Source organism: Roseateles sp. P1_C6 (genome assembly GCF_056406315.1).
In genome coordinates, this window is the sequence record NZ_JBFUAK010000013.1 from 170,255 (window position 1) to 189,976 (window position 19,722).

The 19,722-nt window shown below is 62.4% G+C and carries 19 protein-coding genes; 12 read left to right on the forward strand and 7 right to left on the reverse strand.

Going from position 1 to position 19,722, the window contains the following annotated elements:
* Positions 1 to 22: 22 nt before the first annotated feature.
* The 4 genes from AC1D29_RS26500 to AC1D29_RS26515 form a co-directional block, all read right to left on the reverse strand.
* Positions 23 to 1,021 carry a beta-ketoacyl-ACP synthase III gene (locus tag AC1D29_RS26500; protein ID WP_477903183.1) on the reverse strand — a complete coding sequence of 333 codons (999 nt, stop codon included), beginning with the start codon at positions 1,019 to 1,021 and terminating at the stop codon, positions 23 to 25.
* Positions 1,018 to 2,115 carry a phosphate acyltransferase PlsX gene (gene plsX / locus AC1D29_RS26505; protein ID WP_477903185.1) on the reverse strand — a complete coding sequence of 366 codons (1,098 nt, stop codon included), beginning with the start codon at positions 2,113 to 2,115 and terminating at the stop codon, positions 1,018 to 1,020. The genes AC1D29_RS26500 and plsX overlap by 4 nt, the downstream gene beginning before the upstream one ends.
* 111 nt (positions 2,116 to 2,226) lie before the next feature.
* Positions 2,227 to 2,412 carry a 50S ribosomal protein L32 gene (gene rpmF, locus AC1D29_RS26510; protein WP_056876082.1) on the reverse strand — a complete coding sequence of 62 codons (186 nt, stop codon included), beginning with the start codon at positions 2,410 to 2,412 and terminating at the stop codon, positions 2,227 to 2,229.
* 175 nt (positions 2,413 to 2,587) lie between these two features.
* Positions 2,588 to 3,139, reverse strand: coding sequence for a YceD family protein (locus AC1D29_RS26515; protein WP_477903188.1), 552 nt, complete (start codon positions 3,137 to 3,139; stop codon positions 2,588 to 2,590).
* A 32-nt stretch (positions 3,140 to 3,171) separates the two neighbouring features.
* On the opposite strand from AC1D29_RS26515, the gene AC1D29_RS26520 reads away from it, so the two are divergent.
* Both AC1D29_RS26520 and AC1D29_RS26525 read left to right on the forward strand, forming a co-directional pair.
* Complete coding sequence (locus AC1D29_RS26520; RefSeq protein WP_477903190.1) at positions 3,172 to 3,747, forward strand: Maf family nucleotide pyrophosphatase; 576 nt, start codon at positions 3,172 to 3,174, stop codon at positions 3,745 to 3,747.
* On the forward strand, positions 3,744 to 4,505 hold the full coding sequence (locus tag AC1D29_RS26525; protein ID WP_477903192.1) for an SAM-dependent methyltransferase: 762 nt from the start codon (positions 3,744 to 3,746) through the stop codon (positions 4,503 to 4,505). The genes AC1D29_RS26520 and AC1D29_RS26525 overlap by 4 nt, the downstream gene beginning before the upstream one ends.
* Here the strand turns inward: AC1D29_RS26525 and AC1D29_RS26530 are convergent.
* Both AC1D29_RS26530 and AC1D29_RS26535 read right to left on the reverse strand, forming a co-directional pair.
* Positions 4,502 to 5,983: a DEAD/DEAH box helicase gene (locus AC1D29_RS26530; protein ID WP_477903194.1), complete on the reverse strand. Its 1,482-nt coding sequence runs from the start codon at positions 5,981 to 5,983 to the stop codon at positions 4,502 to 4,504. The two genes, AC1D29_RS26525 and AC1D29_RS26530, sit on opposite strands and share 4 nt — an antisense overlap.
* Positions 5,984 to 6,021: 38 nt before the next feature.
* Positions 6,022 to 7,113: an MraY family glycosyltransferase gene (locus tag AC1D29_RS26535; RefSeq protein ID WP_477903196.1), complete on the reverse strand. Its 1,092-nt coding sequence runs from the start codon at positions 7,111 to 7,113 to the stop codon at positions 6,022 to 6,024.
* 362 nt (positions 7,114 to 7,475) lie between these two features.
* Between AC1D29_RS26535 and AC1D29_RS26540 the strand changes: the two genes are divergently transcribed.
* The 9 genes from AC1D29_RS26540 (at position 7,476) to AC1D29_RS26580 (ending at position 18,260) form a co-directional block, all read left to right on the forward strand.
* Positions 7,476 to 9,128 carry an SLBB domain-containing protein gene (locus AC1D29_RS26540; protein WP_477903198.1) on the forward strand — a complete coding sequence of 551 codons (1,653 nt, stop codon included), beginning with the start codon at positions 7,476 to 7,478 and terminating at the stop codon, positions 9,126 to 9,128.
* 5 nt (positions 9,129 to 9,133) lie between these two features.
* Positions 9,134 to 10,243, forward strand: coding sequence for a GumC domain-containing protein (locus AC1D29_RS26545; RefSeq protein WP_477903200.1), 1,110 nt, complete (start codon positions 9,134 to 9,136; stop codon positions 10,241 to 10,243).
* 75 nt (positions 10,244 to 10,318) lie between these two features.
* Positions 10,319 to 10,882, forward strand: coding sequence for an acyltransferase (locus AC1D29_RS26550; RefSeq protein ID WP_477903202.1), 564 nt, complete (start codon positions 10,319 to 10,321; stop codon positions 10,880 to 10,882).
* The gene (rffA, locus tag AC1D29_RS26555; RefSeq protein WP_477903204.1) at positions 10,879 to 12,009 is read left to right on the forward strand and encodes a dTDP-4-amino-4,6-dideoxygalactose transaminase; all 1,131 of its coding nucleotides are present in this window, start codon (positions 10,879 to 10,881) and stop codon (positions 12,007 to 12,009) included. The genes AC1D29_RS26550 and rffA overlap by 4 nt, the downstream gene beginning before the upstream one ends.
* Before the next feature lie 31 nt (positions 12,010 to 12,040).
* Entirely contained in the window at positions 12,041 to 13,306 is a 1,266-nt protein-coding gene (locus tag AC1D29_RS26560; protein ID WP_477903206.1) for an O-antigen translocase, read from the forward strand.
* Positions 13,307 to 13,312: 6 nt separating this feature from the next.
* Positions 13,313 to 14,590: a glycosyltransferase gene (locus AC1D29_RS26565; protein WP_477903208.1), complete on the forward strand. Its 1,278-nt coding sequence runs from the start codon at positions 13,313 to 13,315 to the stop codon at positions 14,588 to 14,590.
* A gap of 49 nt (positions 14,591 to 14,639) precedes the next feature.
* Positions 14,640 to 15,986 (forward strand): hypothetical protein, encoded by a 1,347-nt coding sequence (locus AC1D29_RS26570; protein WP_477903210.1) that lies wholly within the window; start codon positions 14,640 to 14,642, stop codon positions 15,984 to 15,986.
* Positions 15,964 to 17,214 carry a glycosyltransferase family 4 protein gene (locus AC1D29_RS26575; RefSeq protein WP_477903212.1) on the forward strand — a complete coding sequence of 417 codons (1,251 nt, stop codon included), beginning with the start codon at positions 15,964 to 15,966 and terminating at the stop codon, positions 17,212 to 17,214. The genes AC1D29_RS26570 and AC1D29_RS26575 overlap by 23 nt, the downstream gene beginning before the upstream one ends.
* A complete protein-coding gene (locus AC1D29_RS26580; protein ID WP_477903214.1) occupies positions 17,211 to 18,260 on the forward strand; it encodes a DUF1972 domain-containing protein in 1,050 nt (349 codons plus the stop codon). Before AC1D29_RS26575 ends, AC1D29_RS26580 begins: the two co-directional genes overlap by 4 nt.
* Here the strand turns inward: AC1D29_RS26580 and AC1D29_RS26585 are convergent.
* Positions 18,247 to 18,459, reverse strand: coding sequence for a hypothetical protein (locus AC1D29_RS26585; protein ID WP_477903215.1), 213 nt, complete (start codon positions 18,457 to 18,459; stop codon positions 18,247 to 18,249). The two genes, AC1D29_RS26580 and AC1D29_RS26585, sit on opposite strands and share 14 nt — an antisense overlap.
* A gap of 43 nt (positions 18,460 to 18,502) precedes the next feature.
* Here AC1D29_RS26585 and AC1D29_RS26590 point away from each other — a divergent pair, with 43 nt between their 5' ends.
* On the forward strand, positions 18,503 to 19,711 hold the full coding sequence (locus AC1D29_RS26590; RefSeq protein ID WP_477903217.1) for a hypothetical protein: 1,209 nt from the start codon (positions 18,503 to 18,505) through the stop codon (positions 19,709 to 19,711).
* Positions 19,712 to 19,722 lie beyond the last annotated feature (11 nt).

Here is a 19,722-nt window from a genome sequence, read left to right on the forward strand (position 1 = left end):
CGGGCCGGCAGCGTCTGGACGCTCAGTACTTCAACAGGGCCGCGCCCCAGGTGAAGCCGCCGCCCACGCCTTCCAGCATGACGGTGTCGCCACGCTGGATGCGGCCGCTGCGCACGGCGACGTCCAGCGCCAGCGGAACGGAGGCGGCAGACGTGTTGCCGTGCTCGTCGACGGTGACGACCAGCTTGCCCAGGTCCATCTTCAGCTTCTTGGCCGTGCCCTGCATGATGCGGATGTTGGCCTGGTGCGGGATCAGCCAGTCGATGTCGGCATCGGTCATGCCGGCCTTGTCGAGCACCGAGCGGGCGACCTTCTCCAGCACGCCGACGGCGAGCTTGAAGACCGCCTGGCCGTCCATCTTCAGCAGCGGCGTGCCGATGACCTGGCCGCCGGACACGGTGCCGGGCGTGCACAGGATGTCGACATGGCGCGCGTCGGCATGCAACTCGGTCGCGAGGATGCCGGGCTCTTCGCTGGCACCCAGCACGACGGCACCGGCGCCGTCGCCAAACAGCACGCAGGTGGTACGGTCCTTGAAGTCCAGGATGCGCGAGAACACTTCGGCACCGATGACCAACGCCTTGGTGGCCGCGCCGCTCTTGATCATCGCGTCGGCCACGCTGAGGGCGTAGATGAAGCCGGAGCAGACGGCCTGCACGTCAAAGGCCGCGCAGCCGAAGACGCCCAGCTTCCTCTGCAGCAGGCAGGCGGTCGACGGGAAGACCATGTCGGGCGTGGACGTCGCGACGATGATGAGGTCGAGCTCCGCGGCGGTGATGCCGGCGGCCTCCAGCGCAGCCTGCGCCGCCGGGAAGGCCAGATCGCTGGCCGCCTCGTCCGGCGCCGCGAAATGGCGGGCGCGTATGCCGGTGCGCTCGACGATCCACTCGTCCGAGGTCTCGATGCCATCGGCCGCGAGACGCGCAGCCAGGTCCTGGTTGGTCACGCGGTCGGCGGGCAGGAAGCTGCCGGTGCCGAGGATGCGGGAGTAGCGGGGGGTATGAATTCCAGTGGGGCTCATGCAGCCTGCGCGACGGAGTTCGCCGCGTTGTCTCCAGCATCGCTCGCCTTGGCTTGCAGCGTGGCGACGATGCGGTCGTGGACCCGGTCAAGCAGCCGGTTGCGGGCGGCATCATAAGCGCGCGCCAAGGCCTGCTCGAAGGCAAAGGCATCGGCCGAGCCATGGCTCTTGAAGACCAGGCCGCGCAGGCCCAGCAGCGCCGCGCCGTTGAAGCGGCGGTGGTCCACGCGGTTCTTGAACGCCGTCAGGATGGGCAGGGCCAGCAATGCGACGAACTTGGTCATCAGGTTGCGGCTGAACTCTTCCCTGATGAAGGCGCCGATCATGGTTGCCAGGCCCTCGGAGGTCTTCAGCATGACGTTGCCGACGAAACCGTCGCAGACGACGATGTCCGTCGTGCCCTTGTAGATGTCGTTGCCTTCGACGTTGCCAAAGAAGTTCAGCTGGCCCGCGGCGCCTGCCGTGCGCAGCAGCTCGCCGGCCTGCTTGATGGTCTCGCTGCCCTTGATGGCCTCTTCACCGATGTTGAGCAGGCCCACGCTGGGCTCCTCATTGCCCTCGACGGCGGACACCAGCGCGCTGCCCATGACGGCGAACTGCAGCAGGTGTTCGGCCGTGCAGTCGACATTGGCGCCGAGGTCCAGCACGGTCGTGAAGCGGCCGCGCTGGTTGGGCATGACGGTGGCGATCGCGGGGCGGTCGATGCCGTCCAGCGTCTTCAGCAGGTAGCGGGCCACGGCCATCAGCGCGCCGGTGTTGCCGGCAGACACGCAGGCGTGGGCCAGCGCCGGGCTGCCGTCGCGGTCCGCCTTGAGCTGCTGGATGGCGACGCGCATCGACGAATCGCGCTTGCGGCGCAGCGCCACCTCGATGGGGTCGTCCATCGTGACGACCTCGCTGGCCGCGACGACGCGGCAGCGCGGCCAGGCCGACGCGGCGGTCAGCTCCTCCGGCTTGCCGACGAGGATGAGTTCGGCGCCGGGATGCTTGTCGAGAAAGGCGCGACAGGCTGGCAGCGTGACCGAGGGGCCGTGGTCGCCGCCCATGCAGTCGACGGCCAAGTGTATCGGTTCGGACAGGGGTACTGCGGTCATATCAGTGGTTTTTGTGAGCCACAAAGACCAAACCCGGCCCTGCGCGGTACGCAGGCCGGGTCGGCAGATTCATCGGTCGGGTGGCGCCGCGGCGAGCGGCACCGGGCACCATCAGGCCGCGTCGGCCTTGCTCTTCAGCACCTTGCGGCCACGGTAGAAACCGGTGGGGCTGATGTGGTGACGCAGGTGCACTTCGCCGGTGGTCGGCTCGATGGCCGTACCCGGGGTGACCAGGGCATTGTGCGAACGGTGCATGCCGCGCTTGGAAGGCGACTTCTTGTTTTGCTGAACAGCCATGAAATTCTCCAGACTCTGCGGGGTTCGGGGGCGGACTTTGGGGCACTGCCCCGGGGAGTGAGATCAAAGCTCGAACTCCAGACCGCAGAAAAGCCCACGAGTGTAGCACCGAATGCCTTGAGCACCAACACCGCCGCGTGTTCGAGGTCGACAAGGCGGCGTGGCGCATGGCGAATCAGTTTTTCTGGCGCTTCAGCGACGCCAGCGCCGCGAAGGGGTTGGGCCGCTCTTCCAGCTCGGGCTCGCCCGGCTCGTCGATATGCGCCAGCGGCTCCGGGCAGACCTCGTGGCGGGGCACCAGCGGCAGCGCCAGCAGCAGCTCATCCTCGATGAGTTCGCGGGCGTCCATGTGGCGCGGCAAGGCCAGCACGTCATCGTCGCTGTCCACGTCCAGCGCAGCCGCCTCGGCCTCGGTGTCGACGAAGCGGATCCAGCGGTCGATGGCGATGTCTTCATGCACCGGCTTCAGGCAGCGCTGGCACGTCAGCGCGACCTGCGCCGATGCGGTGAGGTGCAGCCAGGTCTGCGGCGTCGCCGCCTTGGGCTGGCGGATCTCGCCGTGCAGGCTCCAGTGCAGCGCGGGCCAGCCGCTGGCGGGCGTCTCGGGCGCAGCCGAGTCGGCCAAGCGCTGCAGCGATGCCGCAGGCCATTCACCTTGCAGGCTGGCGTCGTCGTGAGCCAGGGCCGCGATGTCGAGCTTCTCGGGAACAAAGGCGCGCGATTTCATGGTCAGGAGTTTAGGCGGGGGAGAATGCCCCGATGCCCGCATTGATCCTCGCCTCGACCTCGCGCTACCGACAGGAATTGCTGGCCCGGCTGCACCTGCCCTTCGAGGCCATCGCCCCCGAGGTCGATGAATCCGCCCTGCCCGGCGAGGCACCGGCGGCACTGGCCGAACGGCTGGCGCTGGCCAAGGCGCGGGCCGTGGCAGCCAGGCATCCGGGCGCCGTGGTCATCGGCTCTGACCAGGTGGCCGACCTGGACGGCGAGGCCATCGGCAAGCCCGGCACGCATGAGCGCGCGGTGATGCAACTGCAGCGCATGAGCGGACGGCAGGTGGTCTTCCAGACCGCGGTGGCCATCGTCGCGCCCGGCCTCGCGGCCATCGAACGCGCCGAGGTGCGGGTGCGCTTTCGCGCGCTGAGCGACGCGGCGATCGAGACTTACCTGCGCGCCGACACACCCTATGACTGCGCCGGCAGCGCCAAGGTCGAAAGTCTGGGCGTGGCGCTGCTGGAGGCCGTCGAATCCGACGACCCGACCGCGCTGATCGGCCTGCCGCTGATCCGCACCTGCGCGCTGCTGCGCCGCGCCGGCCTGGACCCACTCGCATGACAACCGGAAAACTGATCCTGATGCCCAACACGCTGGACTTCGGCGTGGACGATTCGCTGGACCTGCGCGAGGTGCTGCCGCAGCGCGTCATCGAGACGGCGGCGCGACTGACGCACTGGGCGGCCGAGAACGCGAAAACGACACGCTCGCTGCTGAAGCGGGTCGACGCGATCGCGCCACTGGCCCAGCCGCTGCAAGCGCTGCAGATTGCCGAGCTGCCGCGCCCACCCAAGGGCGGCAGGGGCGGTGGTGATGACGGCGTGGCCTGGCTGGCGCTGCTGGACCCCGCGCTGGCGGGCCACGACCTCGGCCTGATCTCGGAAGCCGGCCTGCCCGCCGTGGCCGACCCTGGCGCACGCCTGGTGGCGCTGGCGCACGAGGCCGGCATCGAGGTCGTGCCCATGTCCGGGCCCAGCTCGCTGCTGCTGGCGTTGGCGGCCAGCGGCCTGAACGGGCAGAGCTTTGCCTTCGTGGGCTATCTGCCGGTGGACGCGCCCGCGAGGACGGCGCGCATCCGCGAGCTGGAAGCGGCATCGGCGCGCCAGCAGCAGACCCAGTTGCTGATCGAGACGCCCTATCGCAACGAGCCGCTGCGCCAGGCGCTGCTGTCGGCGCTCAAGCCCGGCACCCGGCTGTCCATCAGCGTGGGGCTGACGCTGCCGGGCGGCTGGACGCAAACCGCCACTGTGGCCGACTGGCGGTCCAACCGCACCACCCTGCCCGACCGCATCCCTGCGGTCTTCTCCATCTTGGCTTAGGACTCGGCAGGCTCCGCCGCACGCTTGGCACCGAACAGCGCGGCGACCTGCTTCTTGGGCTTGATGTAGCTGGACAAGCCCTTGACCGGCGCGGCCGCAGCCTTGGCCTTCTCCCAGGCCGGCGGCTCACCACTGGTACTGGACTCGTAGGGCTTGTCGAAGAACGGGTCCTTGGGCGGCGCCGGCGGACGGAAGGCGGCACGCGGCGCGGGCCGTGCGGCAGCTGCGGGCGCTTCGTCTTCTTCCACGGGCCGACGCTCAAAGCGCGGCGGACGGCTGTCCTGCAGTTCGAAGGCGTCCAGTTCGATCTTGCGCTTGATCAGCTTCTCGATGTCAGCCACCAGGCGCGCATCGGACTTGGCCACCAGCGTGACGGCCAGGCCGGAAGCCCCGGCGCGACCGGTGCGGCCGATGCGGTGGACGTAATCCTCGGCGTTGAAGGGCACGTCGAAGTTGAAGACGGCCGGCAGATCGGCGATGTCCAGGCCGCGTGCGGCCACGTCCGTCGCGACCAGCAGATCGACTTCGCCGCGCTTGAACGAGTCCAGTGACTTCAGGCGCTCGTCCTGCGACTTGTCGCCGTGCAGCGCGGCCGTGCGCAGACCGTCGCGCTCGAAGGTGCGCGCCAGGCGGGCGGCGCCGAGCTTGGAGTTCACGAAGACGATGGCCTGGGAGATCGAACGCTCCTTCAGGATTTGCTTCACCACCGCCCGCTTGTCGTCGTCGGTCACCGCGATGAAGCGCTGCTCCACGGTCGACGCGGTCTGGTTGGGTCGCGCCGTTTCGACCAGGATGGGGTCCTGCAGATAGCTTTGCGCCAGCCGCTTGATCTCGGGCGAGAACGTCGCCGAGAACAGCAGGGTCTGGCGCGTCTTGGGCAGGTAGCTCAGGATGCGTTGCAGGTCCGGCAGGAAGCCGATGTCCAGCATGCGGTCAGCCTCGTCGAGCACGACATACTCGACCTGGTTGAGCACGCAGTTCTTGGCCTCGATGTGGTCCAGCAAGCGGCCCGGCGTCGCGATCAGCACCTCGACACCCGCCTTGAGCGTCGCCGTCTGCGGCTTCATGTCGATGCCGCCGAAGACCACGGTGGAGCGCAGATGCGTGTGCTTGGCGTACTTCTTGACGTTCTCGGCGACCTGGTCGGCCAACTCACGCGTGGGCGCCAGCACAAGGGCCCGCACCGGATGGCGGGCCGGCGACACGCTCGGGTTCTCGTGCTTCAGCATGCGCTGCAGCAACGGGATCGAGAAGGCGGCAGTTTTGCCCGTGCCGGTCTGCGCCGCGCCCATGACGTCCTTGCCAGCCAACACGATAGGGATCGCCTTGGCCTGGATGGGCGTCATCGTCAGATAGCCGGAATCGGCGACCGCGCGGATCAGCTTGGGGTCGAGGGGAAGGGTGTCGAACCGGGCCGGGGGGGCCGACTCGATGTCCGCAATATCGGCTTGCACGGACGGGGAGGCGTTTTCGCTCATAGCCGCCGATTATCGCCCGCCTGGGCGTTTTGGGCGTTTCAGCGGTTGACGACCAGCCATTTCGGCGTCTTGAAGCGGACGATGCGGCGATACAGGGCCACGTAGGTCAGCCCGAAAAGCACCATGCATGCTGCGATCAGCGGCGTGGAGTCCCAGAACATCAAAGCGGGCACCAGGGATGAGACGCACAACATCCAAAGATACGGCGCTGTCATTGAGTTGCGCCGCGTCATAGCTCGGGCATCGCGTGCGCCGATGGCCCAGCGCATCAGGCGGCGGTAGATCAGTGAATGCAAGTGAATGCCGTCCGGCAGGCCCGGCGGCACGTCCCGGACGATCTTGCGCCGGTAGATGGAAAAAACCGTCTCAAACACCGGATAGATGCAGACCATCAGCGGGAAGAGCGGCGACACCTCGGCATTGCGGGCGGTCAGCAAGATGCCGATTTCAGCAAGGTAGAAGCCAAGGAAGTAGGCGCCGCCGTCTCCAAGGAAGATAAGGCCGGCCGGGAAGTTCCAGACGAAGAATCCGAGCGCGGCACCGACGCCTGCCAGCGCCCACAGGGCCAACGTGACGTCACCCACTTGGTAAGCCACATAGGCGAACACCAGCAGCATCAGGCTCACACACATTGACGACAGGCCATTGAAGCCATCGATGATGTTGACTGAATTGGCCACGCCCGCGACGGTGAAGATGGTAGCGATCCAGGCTCCGATTGCCGTGGAAACCAGCAGATCCAGCCCCGGAATGTCGGTTTTCGTGATCGCCGCGCCCGCCAGCCAGATTCCCAGGGCGGCGGACACCGCCGTGGCCAGTAGACGCTTTCCCGGCGAGACCCGCTTGGTCAGATCCTCGACCAGGCCGGCGAGGAAGGCGGGCAGCCCGCAAAACAGCAGCAGCGCGCCAAACATCCAGTCGGCGTGCCCAGCCATGAATGCAACGGCGACGCAACACAGCAAGCCGGTGAACATTCCCATTCCGCCGATGCGCGGAACGGGCGCGGCATGGAACTTCTGAGGGCCAGAGAGGTCAGCATCAGCGGACAGATGGGCGTGACTGCGCGAAGAGTGGATGACCAACAAGGTCACCAGGGCAGCCACAAAGAAGGACACAAGAAGATAGAGCATTGGCGATAGTTTAGTGAACGGCCGCCACCTAGTGGGCGCGAGCACAGGCCCTCTAGAATCCGCCACCTTTCATCCGCCACCTTTCCGCAAGGTGGCCCAGCGGCATAGCGCGCCGCTCTCCTGACAGACTCACGATGAAACCCTCGCGGCATCTACTTTCCAGCCTCCTGGCGGCTACCCTCTTCACTTGCACCGCGACCGCCACGGCAGCACCGGCCGACGTAACGGACACTGACAGTCAGAGCTCCGGCGTTTCCGGGCCAGTGCGATTAGGGTCCGGACCACCGCGTCCGGCCGCTGCTCAGGACGAACTCACCAAATCAGCCGGTGTCGACGATGGTGTTGTGACGCCCCAGCGCGCCATGCCGCCACTGAAAGTGACGCCTCCCAGCGAGTTTGAAGCGTACGCAAGCGAACTGGCCGGGGTACCTATACAGCGCCTGGGCGGCGATTTGATGCTGCCGACTCGGACCATCGCTTCAATTGAAGCAAATCGCCAAGTGCCGTCCGACTATGTGGTGGGCCTTGGGGACGAAATTCAACTGACGATCTGGGGCGCCGTGGATGCGGATCTGCGGCTGACAGTTGACCGTTCGGGTCGCATCGTCATCCCGCGCGTCGGTCCTGTGGTCGTTGCGGGCGTGCGGCATGCCGATCTCAATGAACTGCTGACGCGGCGCGTAGGGCAGGTTTTCAAGAATTTCCAGCTCAGCGCCACGCTTGGCCGCCTGCGAAGCATTCGCTTTTACGTAACCGGCTTCATCGCCAAACCAGGCGCCTACAGCGTCAGTAGCTTGGCAACCGTGATGACTGGCCTGGCGCAGGCTGGCGGGCCTTCTTCGGCGGGCAGCTTCCGCAACATTGAGTTGCGCCGTGGCGGGCAGTTGGTTGCCCGATTCGATCTCTATGACTTGCTCGTTCAGGGCGACAAGAAGGGCGATCTGCCGCTGCAAGCCGATGACGTGCTCCACGTCGGCCCTGTCGGCGCACAGGTGGCCATGATTGGCAGCGTGAATCGACCCGCAATAGTCGAGCTTAAAGGCGGGGAGACAGTGAATGACGCCATTGCCTATGTCGGCGGGTTGTCAACGGTTGCCGACACCAGGCGCGTCGCGATTGAGCGGCTCAGTGAACGCAATGATCGCCGCGTGGTCGAGTTGCTTCTGCCAGCTGACGGCACTCAGCGTTTGAGCAGCGGTGATGTCGTGCGCGCGTTCAACGGCGTTGCCGCTGTACTTCCGCAGGCCAAACAGTACAAGCGCATTCGAGTAGAAGGCGAGGTCGGACGACCTGGCGACTACGTTCTGCCCCCCGTCAGCACCTTGGTCGATGCTGTGCAAGCAGCTGGAGGGCTGACTTCAGATGCCTATCTATTCGGCACCGAATTGTCTCGGGAGACCGTGCGCAAGGTTCAAGAAGCGCAATACGATCGCGCGCTCCGCGATCTGGAAACCGATTTCACTCGGAACACTTCCACTCAAAAGGTGAGCTCAGCCGATGAAGCGGCCGCCTTAAGTCAGAAGCAAGCTGGGACCACGCGACTGATTGAACGCCTGCGAGCCGTGCGTCCGACGGGTCGCGTCGTGCTGGACCTCACGGACGCCTCAAGCAAGCTGCCGGCCCTGGTCGTAGAGGACGGTGACCGCTTGTACGTCCCCCCGCGCCCCAATACGGTCGGTGTGTTCGGCAGCGTGTTTAACGGTGGCAGTTACCTGCTGAAGCGCGGTGAATCTATCAACGACATCGTGAAACTCGCCGGCGGCCCCACCCGTGGTGCCGATAGCGGAAGCATGTTCGTTCTGCGCGCCAACGGCAGTGTCATCAGTGCCAGGCAGTCCAGCAGCGGTTGGTTTGGGGGAGGCTCGCTTGCGAATCTGGCAGCGTTGCCGGGCGATACGGTTTTCGTACCAGAAGAGCTGAATAAAACGACCTTCATCCAAGAAGCAAAGGACTGGACACAGATCTTGTATCAGTTCGGCATTGGCGCCGCTGCCCTTAAAACCATCCGCAACTGAATTCCATGAGCAGTGCAGATTTGCAAGACCTCGGCGCAGACCCGACGGACAGTTCGCGGGACTTCAATTACGTGGCCCTTCTTCTACCGAATTGGAGGCGACTTGCGATAGGCGCCCTCGTCGGCGGAGCTGTGGGTCTCGGTGCAGCGTTCATCATCCCGCCAGTATTCACAGCGCGCGCAGCCTTCATCAGTCCACAGCCGCAGCAGGGTCCCGCCGCAGCTGCCTTGGCATCGCTCGGCGCACTGTCATCCATCGCCGGTGCCGCGACGGGGGTTAGAACACCTATTGACCAATATGTCTCCCTGTTGCAAAGCGTGACAGTCGCCGATCGCATCGTCGACAAATTCAATCTTCAGGAACTCTACGATAAGGATTATCGGGCGGCTACTCGCAAAGAACTCTGGCAGCGGCTTCACATCACTCAGGGCAAGAAGGACAATCTAATTGTCATAGAGGTTGATGACACTGATCCGAAACGTGCGGCTGACATGGCGAACGCATTCATTTCGGAATTGCGCACGTTAAGCAATGGGCTCGCCTTGACTGAGGCACAACAGCGGCGCACATTCTTCGAACAGCATCTGAATACCGCGCGCGACCGTTTAAGCCAAGCGCAAATCGCGCTGCAGAAGTCGGGTATCAACGCAGGGGCCCTGAAGAACGAGCCCAAGTTTGCAGCGGAATCATATGGCCGTACCAAAGCACTTATAGCAGCAGCCGAGGTGCGGTTGCAGGCGATGCGCCGCACGCTAAACGAAAACGCGGTGGAAGTACAGCAGCAAGCGGCCGCGCTCTCGAGTTTGAGAGCACAACTTAGCTCGATAGAGCAGCCGACCGACAGTACTGGAAATCAAGACTACGTTGGAGCGTACCGCGAATTCAAATACCAGGAAACACTCTTCGAGATCTATTCCCGCCAGTTCGAATTGGCCAAATTAGATGAAAGTCGCGAAGGCTTACTATTCCAGGTTGTCGACCCAGCCACACCGCCTGAGCGCAAGAGCAAGCCCAAACGGTCATTGATCACTTTGGGCGGCGTGGCAGCCGGCTTGCTTATTTCTCTGGCCTACCTGATAGTTTTCACTCGCCGCCGCACTCTCTCCAATATCTAATACCGACGGCGATCTCTCGTCGATGCGAACGGATGGGGCCCCACCCGTCAAGAGTCGATCCACCGGAACACTCACATGGCATATCTAACTCTCGCCGAATTAGAATCGTTCGGCTTCAAGTCTCTCGGAAAAAACGTCAAAATCAGCTCAAGGGCGGCGATCTACAACCCAGATAAGATCGAGATTGGAGACAATTCAAGAATCGACGATTTCTGCGTTATTTCTGGCAAGATCACTATCGGGCGATATGTACACATCGCCCCACATTGCCTGCTCGCCGGCGGAGAAGCTGGAATCACGCTGGATGACTTTGCGGGCTTGGCGTATTTCGTACAAGTCTTCAGCCAATCCGATGACTATTCGGGCAAGACCATGACGAATCCGACCGTCCCGGGCAAATACAAGTCTGAGACGAAATTGCCAGTGCACCTCGGTAGGCATGTCATTGTTGGCGCTAGTTCGGTGATTTTTCCCGGCGTCTCGGTTGCTGAAGGATGCTCTGTCGGAGCAATGAGTTTAGTTCACAAGAGTACCGAACCGTGGGGAATATATATTGGGAACCCCGCCAGACGGGCCAAGGCTCGCTCCAAGGAGTTGTTGAATCTCGAAGCCACGCTGCTTGAAGAGGAAAGCAAATGATTCCGTTCAACAAACCATACTTGCACGGCCGAGAGTTGGTATATATCGCGCAGGCCGTCGCATCTGGCAAGATTTCAGGCGATGGGCTGTTCACGAAGAAGTGCCACACATTTTTCGAACAACGCTACGGGTTCGCAAAGGCGTTGATGACAACGTCGTGCACTGACGCGCTGGAGATGAGCGCCCTGCTTCTCGACATCAAAGAGGGCGACGAAGTCATCGTGCCGTCGTTCACCTTTGTATCAAGCGCGAACGCGTTCGTTCTGCGTGGGGCGACCCTCGTTTTTGCCGATAGCGAGAGGCTCAATCCGAATATCGATGCTGAATCCATTGAAGCGTTAATCACGCCACGCACTCGCGCAATCGTCGTTGTGCATTACGCTGGCGTAGCATGTGACATGGACCGCATCCTGGCCATCGCACAGCGATATGGGGTGGTCGTAATCGAAGATGCCGCTCAAGCCATTGACTCGTATTACAAAGGTCGGCCATTGGGCGGCATTGGCGCAATGTCTGCCTTTTCATTCCACGAGACGAAGAATGTAATTGCGGGCGAGGGCGGTCTGCTCGTGGTCAACCAACCACAGTATGTCGGCCGCGCTGAGATCGTGCGGGAAAAAGGCACTAACCGCAGTTCGTTTTTTCGTGGTGAGGTGGACAAATACGGTTGGGTCGATGTGGGGTCGTCATTCCTGCCCTCGGACATCATTTCCGCCTACCTGTTCGCGCAACTTGAGAATCTGGAAGCGATTCAGGCTCGGCGGCTGTCGATTTGGCAGCGCTACTGGGATCGCTTGGCCCCGCAGGTGCCAGAGTTCGGAGTGACGCTGCCCGTAATTCCTGATTACGCGACGAACAATGCACACATGTTCTATCTCGTGTGCAGCGGCCTTGAACAACGGACCAAGCTGATCGCTGGCCTAAAGGAACAAGGAATACATGCGGTGTTCCACTATCTATCGCTTCACGACAGCCCGTACTTCCAGCGCAAGCATGACGGCAGGCCACTTCCCCACAGCGACCACTTCTCCAGCTGCCTTGTCCGCCTGCCGCTGTACTACGAGTTGACTGACGCCGAGGTTGACAAGGTCTGCGACGTGGTCCTCTCGTCACTGCGGCACGGCTAAGTCTCAGACGCCGCTGCGGCCGACGCTTTCAATGAATTTCAAGACAGCCGGCCTGTTAGTCGGGGCTTCGACCATCCTGCGTCTGCTCGGCGGGGTGCTGACAGTTAAGGTCATCGCCGTCAGCACAGGCCCACAGGGTCTGGGGCAGCTCGGTCAGCTCATGAGCTTGTTGGCAATTTGCGTCCTGCTTGCCGCTGGTGGCACTCAGAACGGGGTCATCACGGGCTTGCCGCAGCGACGTCAGGATGCCCAAGCAGAACAGCGTTTCTGGCTGACCGCCTCCACGTTGGGTTTGGGCGCTTCCTTCATCGTGGCATCCGTGATCTTGGCTACAGCGGCGCCATTGAGCCAGTTGCTGTTCAAGTCGGAGAACTTTGTCCGTGTCATCGAGCTGTTTGCACTGCTGCAGTTCGCACTCAGCTTTGCCGCGCTGGCCTCCGCAAAGATCATCGCTGACAAGAAGACCCAAACCTTCGCAGTGGCCTCCTCAATCGCCGTCATCGCGGGCCTCAGTGGCATGGCGTGGCTGGCGGCCACGTGGGGCGTGCTAGGCGCTGCCTACGGACTGCTATGGTCAGCCTGTTGTCCAGCAATCGTCTACGCTGCGCACCAGCTCTGGCGCAGCGGTTGGCCGCGCTGGCGTCAATGGGGAATTCATTGGCCCGACGCCTTGTATCTGGGCAAGTTCAGCCTGATGGTACTGATTTCAGCGATCGCGATGCCGCTGGTTCAGATCCTTCTCAGAGACCGCCTGCTGGAACACGGCGGCTGGTCCGAAGTTGGAGGATGGCAGGCTGTACTTCGTTACTCTGACGCTTCGCTCCAGTTCATTGGCGCCCTGCTGAGCAGCTACTTTCTTCCTCGCGTGGCGACGGTGAACGATCGCCTTGGCCTTCAGCGCCTGGTCAGCGAGGCCTACCGCTTTCTTGTGCCCGTCGTAGCCGTAATCACTTTATTCACGTTCCAATTTGCGGCAGGTCTGGTTGCGCTGCTGTTTTCACGAGAGTTCGGCTCAGCGGTCACATTGCTGCCCTGGCAATCCTGCGGCGACGCGCTTCGCTCGCTGTCGCTTGTGCTGGGTTTTGTCGGTCTGTCGCGTGGCAATCTGAGGCTGCACGTTGCGGCTGAATTCTTCCAAGGGGGCATGATGCTGCTCGCAGGCTGGATGCTGATCGGCCGTTATGGCGCGGCAGGTGCGAGCTATGCCTACGTATTGACCTACGCGCTGTATTTGCCACTGTGCGTGCTGGTGTACCGCATTTATCTGCGTGCCCTACCCACCACCCCTGCGCGCTGAGATCGAATGCACATCCTTTTCGTCTATGTTGGCTTGCCGTTGGGCGGTGTCGAAACGTTGCTGGTTCGCCTTAGCCGATCTCTAGCCCGGGCTGGTGTTCGCGTTTCCGTGTTGCTTGCCACCCGCCGTGCGGATCCTGGCTTACTGGCCCAGCTGAGCGACCACGCCCGCATTGCTTACCTCGACCAGTTCATTCCCGCTGGACCCTGGCGGCCCATCCTTGACAAACCCTTGTTGCGATTCGTGCTGCCACTGGACGGCCCAGCGCTGCGTCAGTGGCTGAAGGACGTACCTGACGTCTGTCACGCCGCTGACACCGGCTCGCTGCTGCTGGCGGCCCGGCTGAGCGCCGTGGCCGCGCTCGGGAGGTTGACCGTCGGGGTCTATCATGACCGCGAGTATCTCTTCGAGGACGAAGATGTGACATTCGTGCGGCGCGCCGAAACGCTATTCCGCGGGTTGCCGCCTGAACACGTGGTCTTTTTTAACGAGAGCTCGGTATTGGTCCATACGGCGCGCTTCGGCATTGACTACCGCGCCGGGTTGCTGACTCCTATTGGAATAGATGCTCAAGGCGCCGGAGCAGTTGCCCTAGGCAAAAGATCGCGGCGTGTCGTCTCCATCGGTCGACTAACACCTTTCAAGACCTATAACAGTCAAATGCTGGAAGCAATCGCCCGACTGAGGAGCCGCGGGCTGGAGCTTCAATACGACATATATGGCACCGGCGAATGCGAATCGGCCCTGCGCGAGCAGATCGCTACATTGGGGTTGCAGCAGCAGGTGCACTTGAAGGGGACCATAGCCTATGAACGCATTGCTGAGGTGCTCGAGGGCGCTTTGGCATTCGTTGGCAGTGGAACTGTGCTAATAGAGGCGTCGGCGGCCGGCGTCCCGGCGATCATCGGCATCGAACACGCGGTCGACGCAGGCACGTACGGTTTCCTTCACGATACGAATGGCTTGTCTTACCATGATGCGGGCCTGCCATATCCCCTCACAAGTTTCGACACCTGCCTGGAAACCTTGAGCATGGCGACGGAGGCTGGGTATGCCGAACATACTCGGCGTGCCCAGCTCCGGGCGTTGGATTTCAGTATCGAGCGCACCAGCAGGGACTTCATCGGGCTGGCACAGCGCACCAGCCATACCACTTGGCGGCCGCAATCCATCACCGCTCTAGAGAGTATTAGCCTGAACGCAAGCATGTTGGCCCTGCGTTGGCGCGCACGGCGCGGTCAGGCGCGCTTCTTTGATCGGCACTCGAATGTCGCGCCCAGTTGACGCAAAGGCAGCAGGCCAGCTCACCTCGCGACCAGCGCCTCGCCGTCGAGTGGCGCTTCTGGTAGGCCTGCTGCTTTTGCCGCTGTGGGTTGACAGCGTAGCGATGGCCGTCTATCTCGTCACAGGTTCGGCGACGCTTTATTCGGTGGCGACCCAAGGCGTTGACATTGTGGCGCTGCTAGGTCTCGCCCTAGGAGCCAAGCGCGGTACAAAGACCCTGCTCGGCGCCTACGGATGGTGGATCCTTGTCCCCGCGATGTTGTATCTCGTCTCGCTAGCCACTTCATTGGCCTCGGGGAGCGGCAATCACGAGTTCATCCTCGCAGCGCTAAGGTACACCGTCTGGGTTACCTTCGTTGCCACGGTGCTGTCTCGCCCTGGCTGCTTCCTGCCGGCGAACCAGGATGGTTCTCAAGCTATTGATGAACTGTCGGCAGCCCTGAGCACTGTCACGCTCACCCTCGCCGCACTTGCTTTCACGCAACTGCTGCTTTCGGACGCTTTGGCGAAATCCTTGCAGACCCTGCATGAGGGCTTCACTCCGGCGGAAAAGACCAACGCTGTTCTCACGAGTCTGAGCCTTGGCAAGTCCTTCGCGTCGCTCACGCTGCGCAATCCCATCGAGCTGAGCTACGTTGGGCTGCTTCTGCTTTGCTTTGCTCTCACTCGCCGAACTGACTCTCCCATGGTGCCCGCAGCCCTCCTGATCATCGTCTGCGGCCGCTCTAACACGACGATGCTGGCGGCACTTGCTGTGAGTATGGTCCACAGTCTGCGGGGCAAGTCCTGGATTCGGCGCTACCGTTGGCCGATGGTCTGCGGCCTGACCCTGGTCGGCGGGCTGTTCATCTGGTTCCTACCGGAAATCTACCTCGGCCCGGGCAACAACTGGGACGACTTCATCCTCGTACTGACCTATCAACGGCTGGGCATGCTGCTGGCTCTGCCCGAGCTGCTGTCGACAGGGGGGAGTCGGCTGCTGGTGGGCGGCATGCCAACGCCACTTAACGATTTGGTGGAAACGCTCTACCTCGCTGGTCTGCTGCCTGAGCTGTTTGCCGACGGCGGTGCCATTGCCGTTTTTGACATCATGTGGTTCGGCTTCTTGCTGGTGGGCGGGCTGCCGTTCGTTTTAGGCGGCGCAGCATTGATTGGCCTCGGTTTCAGGGGTGCGCACTCCATGAGACCGCGAACGCCCGACAGCGCAACTCTGCAACTGTTTTGCGTGGCCATCCTAGTCATTTCCTTCTCGTCGCAGATTCTGCTATCCAGATACGGGCTGTACTTTCTTTGCTTTTTCCTCGCGGCCGACGCAGTCGGCCGTACTCGAAATCCCGCCTCCACGTCGCTCATAAATAGACGATCTGCCACGCATGCGCATTCTCCAGCTCAATAATTTCGAGAACATTCGAGGCGGATCCGACCGGGTATTCCAGTTGACGACCCGCATGCTGCTAGATCGAAAGCACGATGTCGCCACGCTCAGTTGCGGCGATGAATCCTTCGATGCCCGCAAAACCACCGCACTTCTTCCTCAAAACAGTTATTTCAGCCGCAATCCGGTGCGAACCCTGGGCAACATTCGCGACTTCGTCTACCGACCCGACGCTGCCCAGGCCATCGAAGGTCTGGTTGCCTCATTCAAGCCCGACATTGCGCACCTGCACATCTTTTATGGCCAGCTGAGCTCGGCGGTATTGGCCGCGCTGCGCCGCCTGGGAATCCCCTGCGTGATGACCGTGCATGAGTATCGAATGCTCTGCCCGATCAGCACGTTGTACACGCAGCAGCAAGGCGTTTGCGAGCGCTGCGCTTCCGGAGAGAAGCGGCACGCCGTCGCGCTGCGCTGCAATCGCAGCAGTCTGTTCGCCAGCGCGTTGTCCGCAGGCGAGAGCTGGGTGCGCGACCGGTACTTCAATTACCTGGACCACATCGATCACTTTTTCATGGTCTCGCAGTTCTGCCTGGACAAGCACGCGCAGTACCTGCCGGCCATCCGCGCGCAATCTTCCGTCCTCTACAACTTCATCAGCGATCAAGATCTCGCCGAGGCGCCCGCGGAGGTCGCGGCAGACGCACCTTTCCTGTATGCAGGAAGGTTGTCCCACGAGAAAGGTGTTGACCTGATGTGCGCGGCATTCCGGGAGCGGCCGCATCTGCGCCTGAGGATTGCAGGCGACGGCCCTTTGTCGGACGTTCTGCGCGGCAGGTACGCGGACTGCGCCAACATTGAATTTCTCGGCAAGCTGCCCGCTGCGACCCTCAGGCAGGAGATGCGACACGCCAGCTTCAGCGTGGTCCCCTCCGAGTGGTACGAGAACAATCCGATGTCGGTTCTAGAGAGTTTCGGGGCTGGGACGCCGGTCCTGGGCGCTGATATCGGCGGCATTCCTGAACTGGTGCGGCACGGCTCGACAGGCCTCATCTTCTCGCCTTCCGACAAGGCCTCCCTGCTGCGGTCCCTTGATGAAGCGTCTTGCTCGTCCAGCGAGACACGTGCTGCGATGGGCAGGAACTCCCTCGAGTTGATCCGCGAGCGTCACAGCGAGTCCGCCTATTGCGCTCGGTTGCTCGCCGGCTATGCCGACATCATTGGTGCGCGTCAAAAAGGCGGGCAGCAATGACCATCTCATTCATCGGATCGGCCGGCATCCCGAATCGATATGGTGGCTTCGAATCCTTCCTCGAGCACTGCGCGCCCACCATCGCGGCGCGCGGAATTCCAGTTATCGTCACCTGCGACGCCCGCCTGTACCCGGACCGGTCACCCGATTTTCAGGGCGTGCACCGCGAGTTTCTGACGGTGTCCGCCAACGGGGCCTCCTCGGTGCTCCATGATGCCCTGGCATTCGTGCGCGTGTTCTCGAGGAGCCGGCAGATCGTGGTTCTCGGCGTGTCCGGCGGACTGTGGTTTCCGCTCTTTCGGGCGCTGTGCTCACTCACAGGCAAACGCTTGGTCGTCAATGTGGATGGCGTCGAATGGCGTCGCACGAAGTTCTCGGCGAACAAGCGCCGACTGCTCAAGGTCTTCGATACGCTTGCGCAATGGTTCTCGCACCATGTAGTCTACGACAACGAAGCGCTTCGGGACTTCCTCACAGAGTCCGCGAAGTGCAAGTCGACCTGCATTGCTTATCCGGGTGACCACGTCCTGCGCGTGGACCACCCCAATCGCAAGCCACGGACCGGCTTGACGATCTGTCGGATCGAACCTGAGAACAACCTGGAACTGCTGATCGACGGTGCGCTGCAATCGACACTTGCCGAATACACCATCATCGGCAACTGGAATCACAGCGACTACGCTCGCTCGTTGCGCTCGAGATACGCGCAGGAGCCACGGCTTCGACTGCTGGACCCGATCTACGACCCCGTTCAACTCGCTGAGCTGCGGGCGAGCTGCGAGTACTACCTGCATGGCCACAGCGTAGGAGGTACGAACCCTTCGCTCGTGGAAATGCTGTTCTACGACTGCGGCATCCTCTGCTTCGACGTCGAGTTCAATCGCAGGACCGCGGGTAAGGGCGCTTGCTACTTCAAGAGCGCGCAAGACCTGCGGCTGGCGCTCGACGCTTCCACGACCAGCAGCGGCGACCGCACAACGCTGCGTTCGCGCTATACCGCCTCGGCGATCGCGGACGCCTATTTACAGGCCGTCAGGCCTCGATGACGAACACGGCCCGCCTCGTGTCAGCCAGGGTGTTCTGGTTCTGCCTGCTCCCGTATGCCTGGGTCGTGGCAAACGCCTGGCGGACCTTTTCCGGGTTGTCGCTGGCGTACATCTCGGCGGGCATCGCGATCAATTCACTGGTGTTGGCATCCATCTGCGGCGTGACCACATGGTTGGTTTGCAGGAGAGCGCCCGTCACGGGGACTAGACGATGGATCCCGGCCGCTATTGCAGCGCTCTGCGTGACAGTCTCGTTCGCCTACAGCTTTCTTGTCTTCATGCAATGGAACCAGGTGACAAAGCTTGCCTGCCTTCCGTTGGTGGCATTGGCGGCGTTTCTAGGTCTGACCTTCGACCGTGCCTCCCGCGCGATCCTGACGGCGTTGATCCTGGCCATCGCCATGGCAGCCGTCCAGTCCTCGACGCACCGACGTGCGCCACCACCGCCCCGGTCCGCGATCACAGCACCGACGCAGTCACACGGAGCCAAGCCACCCAACATCTATCTGTTGATGTTCGACGCCATGAGCGAGACCGACTACTACTCGGCTACGTTTGGCCGCTCCCCGCCTTGGCAAGCAGTTCTGGCTCACGAGGGATTCAGGGAATCGGTCAACGCTCGCTCGTCGCGCCCATATTCAATGCAATCGGTCATCGACGTGCTGCAGGAGCGGCAGATGCCCTGGAGCGCCTTCGGGGACAGTCCGATTGAGGAATCGGCATCCCTCACGATAGATTCGCCATCGACCGGCGTCGACAAGGCCCACGCCGCTGGCTACAAGGTCGCGTTCCTGTACCAAAACAACTATTTCGGCACCCTTCATCCCCTGCAGAATCTGGACGCCTACGAACCCCAACGAAGCATAGGATTTTGCTCGCTGGCGCCTATCCGTGTCGGCCTGCATCTATGCAGAGGTACCCAGAAGGTGGCGCAGCGCTTGACCGGCCAGGAGGACGAGGTACAGGCGCATCACCACGTTACGAACACCTTCATCAAGAAGGCCGCGTCGGACAGTTCGGCCTGGATCGTGTGGTCTTATATCGCGCTTCCCGAGCACACGAACCTCACCTATCGGGACTACCTCGCCGCGGACAAGGCGGAATTCATCGACACCCACTTGCGAAACTCGCAGCACGCGACCGTGATGATGCAGGACTATCTCGCCACGATCGGCTCGCTGGATCCGAACGCGATAGTGGTCATCTTCGGCGATCACGGCATCCTTCGCTCGCGTGGCTGGCGCGCCGACCCCAAGGCCGAAGCATTGTTCCCCGCCAGACTCAAGGAAGTGGACGAGCGGGGCATCGCGCTGTTCACGAAGCCGGCCAGCTTTTGCGCCGACCGGATCGGCAACGCCTACCAGCTCGAGAAGTTGCTCACTGACTTGATGTCCTGCGTCGACACATCGAAGCCCCGTGCCGCGGCTGATGGTTCAGCGCAGCCCCACTGAAGTGCCTGCCA

Bases quoted from the DNA above. Each gene is read 5' to 3' on its own strand.
- AC1D29_RS26525 (WP_477903192.1), top strand. From the start codon at position 3,744: ATGACAACCGGAAAACTGATCCTGATGCCCAACACGCTGGACTTCGGC.
- AC1D29_RS26580 (WP_477903214.1), top strand. From the start codon at position 17,211: ATGACCATCTCATTCATCGGATCGGCCGGCATCCCGAATCGATATGGT.
- AC1D29_RS26530 (WP_477903194.1), bottom strand. From the start codon at position 5,983: ATGAGCGAAAACGCCTCCCCGTCCGTGCAAGCCGATATTGCGGACATC.
- AC1D29_RS26560 (WP_477903206.1), top strand. From the start codon at position 12,041: ATGAATTTCAAGACAGCCGGCCTGTTAGTCGGGGCTTCGACCATCCTG.
- AC1D29_RS26545 (WP_477903200.1), top strand. From the start codon at position 9,134: ATGAGCAGTGCAGATTTGCAAGACCTCGGCGCAGACCCGACGGACAGT.
- rpmF (WP_056876082.1), bottom strand. From the start codon at position 2,412: ATGGCTGTTCAGCAAAACAAGAAGTCGCCTTCCAAGCGCGGCATGCAC.
- AC1D29_RS26520 (WP_477903190.1), top strand. From the start codon at position 3,172: ATGCCCGCATTGATCCTCGCCTCGACCTCGCGCTACCGACAGGAATTG.
- AC1D29_RS26535 (WP_477903196.1), bottom strand. From the start codon at position 7,113: ATGCTCTATCTTCTTGTGTCCTTCTTTGTGGCTGCCCTGGTGACCTTG.
- AC1D29_RS26500 (WP_477903183.1), bottom strand. From the start codon at position 1,021: ATGAGCCCCACTGGAATTCATACCCCCCGCTACTCCCGCATCCTCGGC.
- AC1D29_RS26540 (WP_477903198.1), top strand. From the start codon at position 7,476: ATGCCGCCACTGAAAGTGACGCCTCCCAGCGAGTTTGAAGCGTACGCA.
- AC1D29_RS26515 (WP_477903188.1), bottom strand. From the start codon at position 3,139: ATGAAATCGCGCGCCTTTGTTCCCGAGAAGCTCGACATCGCGGCCCTG.
- AC1D29_RS26575 (WP_477903212.1), top strand. From the start codon at position 15,964: ATGCGCATTCTCCAGCTCAATAATTTCGAGAACATTCGAGGCGGATCC.
- AC1D29_RS26550 (WP_477903202.1), top strand. From the start codon at position 10,319: ATGGCATATCTAACTCTCGCCGAATTAGAATCGTTCGGCTTCAAGTCT.
- AC1D29_RS26565 (WP_477903208.1), top strand. From the start codon at position 13,313: ATGCACATCCTTTTCGTCTATGTTGGCTTGCCGTTGGGCGGTGTCGAA.
- plsX (WP_477903185.1), bottom strand. From the start codon at position 2,115: ATGACCGCAGTACCCCTGTCCGAACCGATACACTTGGCCGTCGACTGC.
- rffA (WP_477903204.1), top strand. From the start codon at position 10,879: ATGATTCCGTTCAACAAACCATACTTGCACGGCCGAGAGTTGGTATAT.